General features: G+C 37.5%; 4 protein-coding genes and 1 pseudogene. All 5 read right to left on the reverse strand.

The features are described 5' to 3' along the window. Positions 1-454 (reverse strand): annotated as a pseudogene (locus IJ535_RS09010) (RNA degradosome polyphosphate kinase); the annotation flags it as partial. An 8-nt stretch (positions 455-462) separates the two neighbouring features. Continuing rightward, the gene (locus tag IJ535_RS09015) at positions 463-1,986 is read right to left on the reverse strand and encodes a Ppx/GppA phosphatase family protein (protein WP_294301568.1); all 1,524 of its coding nucleotides are present in this window, start codon (positions 1,984-1,986) and stop codon (positions 463-465) included. Positions 1,987-2,002: 16 nt separating this feature from the next. After that, positions 2,003-3,139 carry a prephenate dehydratase gene (pheA, locus tag IJ535_RS09020; protein WP_294301571.1) on the reverse strand — a complete coding sequence of 379 codons (1,137 nt, stop codon included), beginning with the start codon at positions 3,137-3,139 and terminating at the stop codon, positions 2,003-2,005. Positions 3,140-3,146: 7 nt separating this feature from the next. Continuing rightward, on the reverse strand, positions 3,147-4,166 hold the full coding sequence (locus IJ535_RS09025) for a DUF5050 domain-containing protein (RefSeq protein ID WP_294301574.1): 1,020 nt from the start codon (positions 4,164-4,166) through the stop codon (positions 3,147-3,149). Between the two features lie 12 nt (positions 4,167-4,178). Beyond that, on the reverse strand, positions 4,179-5,368 hold a 1,190-nt coding region (locus tag IJ535_RS09030), incomplete at its 5' end, for a helix-hairpin-helix domain-containing protein (protein ID WP_330619566.1).

The raw sequence follows: 5,368 nt of genomic DNA on the forward strand, positions 1-5,368 counted from the left end.
ACGCATCAAAGGCCATAGGAGTAAGCACAGGATATACCTGACTCATAAAAAATGAGTCTATAAACTTTAGCTGCTCTTGATTCAAATCCTCGTATTTATCGTAAAGGATTATTCCATTTTCCTTAAGAATAGGATTCAGATGCTTACCCCAGATATTGTACTGCAAATCCACCAGCTCTCTGGTCTTTTCGTTTATGGCAATAAGCTGCTCTGTTGGAGTCATTCCTGCAATATCAGGCTTTGTGTAGCCTGCATGCTCCATATCCTTCAGGGAAGCCACCCTAACCATAAAGAATTCGTCCAAATTAGAGGAGGTGATGCTGACAAATTTTATCCTCTCCAAAATAGGAAGCTCCTTAACCATAGCTTCATTTAAAACTCTAAGCTCAAACTTAAGCCAGCTAAGCTCTCTGTTGTCATAATATTTAGAGTCAAATAAATCGATATTTGCCATAACGCCTCCTATACTCTACTGTTTTCCTTAAGGACTGGTTTAATAGAGAAGATATCCTCAAAGAAATCTGCGTTTTTCTTAAACAATCCCTTTTCCAGTGCCAGTGAGCTATTTGCCTCGATGGAAATAAATAGCTCCTTGTCCTTTACTCGCATTGATACATTTTTTATCTTTTGCTTGTGGGACCTGTCTAAGGCATTTGCAACCTTTAGTATTGCAAGAAGCTTTAGAATAGTCAGGTATTCTTCCCTTGAAAATCTATCTGAAAGATTTTCGTATGGCTCCACAGGCTTTCGATTAAATTCTACAGTGGTGGCTATAAGCTCACGTTCCTTATGACTAAGGCCAAGTATTTCAGAGGACATGATAATTGTATAAGAACAGCTGGAAGCCTCTGCCAATGAAATATATTTGCCACAGTCATGGAGTATTGCTATACATTGAATTAGGATTCTTTCCCTTTTGCCTAAGCCATGATATTTTTTCATTACATCAAAAATCTCTGATGATAGCTTAAACAGCGCCTTTAGATGAGGCTGATAGCTGCCATATCTTTTTGCTATAGCCCAGGCTGCCGATATAATATCGTTTTCAAAATCATGTGTTGCTGTAAGCCATTTTTTTAAATAGCTATGATTATACGCCATGCCCTCGGAAACAGATACGCCAGGAGCATATACCATAGATGGATTTAGGGTTTCACCTAAAACCTTGTAAAGCATAACAACAGGCTCAATAAATCCCTCATTATCAATATAAACATCATTTTCGATTTCAAAATTTTTAATATAGTTCTTATTAATCTTATTTAAAAAATCAAGATAGTCTTTTATCTTAACCTTTTTGGAAGAAAAGCCTGATAGCCTTTCTGCAATAGAGCTTATCTGCACCCCAAGAAGAATCATGTACTTAGGCTCTATGTCATTTAAAAACATGGTTTTAAATACCTCTAGCTCCTTATACATCATTTCATAGGTTTGCTCTAAAGAGTTACTTGATGCACTTGTAAGCTTCTTTAGATTTTCACTTATTGATACGGTACCAAGACTAAGGTGCTGTGTTGTCACTATCTTCCCCTTTGAAAACAGTGTAATCTGAAGAGACATTCCACCAACATCTATAAGCACTGCACTTTCCCCTACAATCTCCTCAAAGCCTTCTGTAGCGGCAACTGCCTGGTAACCTAAAAATCTTTGTTCTGAATTGGATAATACAGTGACTGAAAAGCCTGTATGAACCTTAATCTGTTCTAGAACAATCAAAGAATTGCTGGCAAGCCTGATATTAGGGCCTGCCACAATAGAGAAATCATCTACCTTATAGCCTTCCATTGTACGCTTCATATCTGACAATATGCGACAAAGCTTACTTGTGGTTTCAGGTAATATCTTCCCTACAGACAGAATATCCTTAATAATATCTGAGGGAAGCTTTAGTGTGTCAATTGTCTTAATCCCCTTTTGTTTTCCAATTTCAAAAACCTTCATTGTAGTCTCATAAGAGCCTATATAAATGCTTGCGAATAATTTCATACCTTCCCCCAATTAATTAATAATTTCCTAAAACTCTTACACTTACACACTCCTCTGAAAGACCTATAAGTGCATTTCTCACGGCCTCATCATCAAGATTACCGTCAATATCAATAAAGAATCTATACTGCCAGTTAACCCCCTTAATTGGCCTTGATTCAATTCTATTCATGTTAATTCCATTAAACATGAGATTTGAAAGTATACGATAAAGGCTTCCTGGCTCATGGTTAATTTCTAGACATAGGCTAATTTTGTCTGCTTTAGCTCGATATTTTTTATCCTTTGAGACAATAATAAACCTGGTCTCGTTATTCTTGGCATCCTGGATGCTCTCTTCAAGAATATCCAAATCATAGAGAGTAGCATTATAAGTACTTCCAATAGCAGCTTGCGTTTTATCCTTATCATCTCTGATTTTCATTGCACTAACTGCTGTATTGCGAAGATTGATAACATCCCAATCCATGTGTAAATTGCGAATATATCCTTCACACTGGGATATTGCCTTAGGGTGAGAGTACACTGTCTTAATATCCTCTATTTTAGCCCCCTTTACCCCAAGAAGTGCATGATCTACCTTTAGAATTTGCTCACCAACAATTGCCACATTATATTCACTTAGCAAATCAAAGTTTTCTTCTACAGAGCCTGCCAAGCTGTTTTCGATAGGAAGAACAGCATAATCTGCCCTGCCATCATTTATGGCATCCATTGCATCACGCCACAAATCAACATGAAAGCTATCCTTTATATTCTCTCCAAAGAATGCCATCATAGCAAGCTGAGAATAGGCTCCTTGAACACCTTGAAAGCAAACTACTGCATCAGAAAAATCATATTCATCTACTTTTGTAAAGCCTGTGTCAAAACTGGCTCCATTATCTCTTAAAATAGCAAATTGCTTTTTGCGGCTAATTGACATTATCTGAGTGTAAAGCTCTCTAACAGCCTGCTCACTAAATGCATCATCCACATAGGATGATAACTTATCAAGTTTTTCGTCCTCTCTTGCCTTATCATAAACCTTCTTGCCAGTGGCTATTTTATATTCAGCAACCTGACATGCCAGTTCCATTCTCTTTTGAAAGAGATTAAGTATCTCCTTGTCTACCTTGTCAATATCAACTCTTACCTCTGCTAAGTCTCTCATAAGTCTCCTAATCATCAAGTGACAAAATAGGTGGGTCGAACAATCCTACTTCTATACTTCCAACAGGCGAATGGAAGGTTGTACCTGATTTATAATCTGCAAAATATACATATTTACTAGTTACATTAATGTTATTATACTCACCCTCAGCTAGTAACACCTCAGCTCCACTAGTCAAATCTACCCTGTAGATTCCATCGGGATTTCCCTTTATTGACTGATAGTACAAATAGTTTCCAGCAACATTGTATCCGCTTGTTCCATAAGTGGTTATACCTGTTTTGCCATCGCCTGATAAAGAGCTTTTGTATACACGATTATTATCATCTAGGTTCATGTAATACAGATTGTTATCCTCTATTATTGGCATCCACAGATTTTCCTCTGAAACAAATGCGGAATCCTTGGTATCTATATTCATGCTGTGTAGATTATGATCCTTTTCTACACCTGAATAATACAATTTACCGTTGTAAATACAACGTGGATCAATTGAGCTTTTTGAAAGCTGCTCCCTTACTTTTCCATCAATCCCAACCTTATAAAGACTGGTGGCATCCTCAGAATCATAATGAAAATATAGCACGCTATTTCCAATAAGTGCAGCAGCATTACAATTGGCATCATCTAAAATAATAACCTTGCCATTTCTTTTAGACATTCTGCATAAGCTGTTAATATTTACATTCAAAAAGCCCATCTGAGAGCTATCTCTATTTCCATTACGGCTGTAATAAAGATAGTGAGAATCACCATTTATAAAATATACACTATCATTTGCTAATATCTCTATATCTGTTTCGTCAGGATTCATTTTGTAAATCCTACTGTAGTCATTAGGATTAGCAAAATACACCACACCATCGCTTTCGCAAAACAATCCATTACCATAAAGATTTCCTATAGTGTTACCTACAGTTCCCTCCTCATTGTAAAAGGTAACAGTGTTAATATACTTGTAATAACCTAATCCGCCAATAATAGCCAGTGCAACAACTAAAATGATAATTCTTCTTACTACCTTCATTTACTCGCCCCCTTATAAGTTAAAGAAATCTGAAAGTGAAAGCTGATTAGACTTAGGCAAATCCTTAACAATGCCAAGCTCAATCATTTTATCAAGTATTGTCTGTGAAACCTTTCCTCTATCTCTAATCTCATCCTGAGATAAAAACTTACCCTGGCTTGCAGCAATCTGTAATTGTTCAGCAGCCTTATCACCCATACCTGAGATTACGTTGAATGGAGGAAGAAGCTTCCCATCTACTATTTTAAAGTATCTTGAGTCAGATTGGTATAGGTCCATAGGTAAAAATTCAAATCCTCTTGCATACATTTCCTGACAAAGACGAAGTGCAATAAGTATATCCTTATCAGTTGCAGACAAATCTGACTGAGATTTATAGTATTTAATCTCCTGCTCACATCTGGCCTTACCAAGACAGCATTTTTCATAATCAAAGCCACCTGCTCTAATAGAAAAGAATGCAGCATAGTATGCCAAAGGATAATTAATCTTACAGTATGCAACACGCCATGCCATCATAACGTATGCAGCAGCGTGAGCCTTAGGGAACATGTATTTAATTTTCTCGCAGGAACCAATATACCAATCAGGTACACCATGCTCTTGCATGTGCTGCTTGTAGGTTGGCCATTCATCGCATTTGCCTTTGGCAACAACACCCTTACGAACACGCTCCATGATAGTGAAGGATTCAGCTGGGTCCAGTCCTTTATGAATAAGGTAAACCATAATATCATCACGGGTACATATAGCCTCAGTGATAGTGGCAGTTCCACTAAGAATAAGGTCCTGGGCATTGCCAAGCCATACATCAGTACCATGGGCAAGTCCTGCAATTCGAACCAAATCGGTAAAATACTTAGGCTTAGCCTCAACAAGCATCTGCATGGCAAAATCAGTACCAAACTCAGGGATTCCAAGTGTTCCAAGTGGTGTTCCCATAATATCATCTGGCGTGATACCAAGTGCTTCTGTACTTTGGAAAAGTGACATAACTCCCTTATCATCTAAAGGAATCTTTGTAGCATCAATTCCTGTTAAATCCTCAAGACGCTTAATCATGGTAGGATCCAGATGTCCAAGGATATCAAGCTTAAGCAGGTTGGCGTCAATCTTATGGTAATCAAAGTGTGTTGTAACAATATCTGTGTCCTTATTGGCTGGGTGCTGTACAGGGGTGAATGAATAAATATCTTCTCCAT

The sequence above is a fragment of the Pseudobutyrivibrio sp. genome (genome assembly GCF_017471675.1).
Taxonomy (GTDB): Bacteria; Bacillota; Clostridia; order Lachnospirales; family Lachnospiraceae; genus Pseudobutyrivibrio.

Bases quoted from the DNA above. Each gene is read 5' to 3' on its own strand.
- IJ535_RS09015 (WP_294301568.1), bottom strand. From the start codon at position 1,986: ATGAAATTATTCGCAAGCATTTATATAGGCTCTTATGAGACTACAATG.
- pheA (WP_294301571.1), bottom strand. From the start codon at position 3,139: ATGAGAGACTTAGCAGAGGTAAGAGTTGATATTGACAAGGTAGACAAG.
- IJ535_RS09025 (WP_294301574.1), bottom strand. From the start codon at position 4,166: ATGAAGGTAGTAAGAAGAATTATCATTTTAGTTGTTGCACTGGCTATT.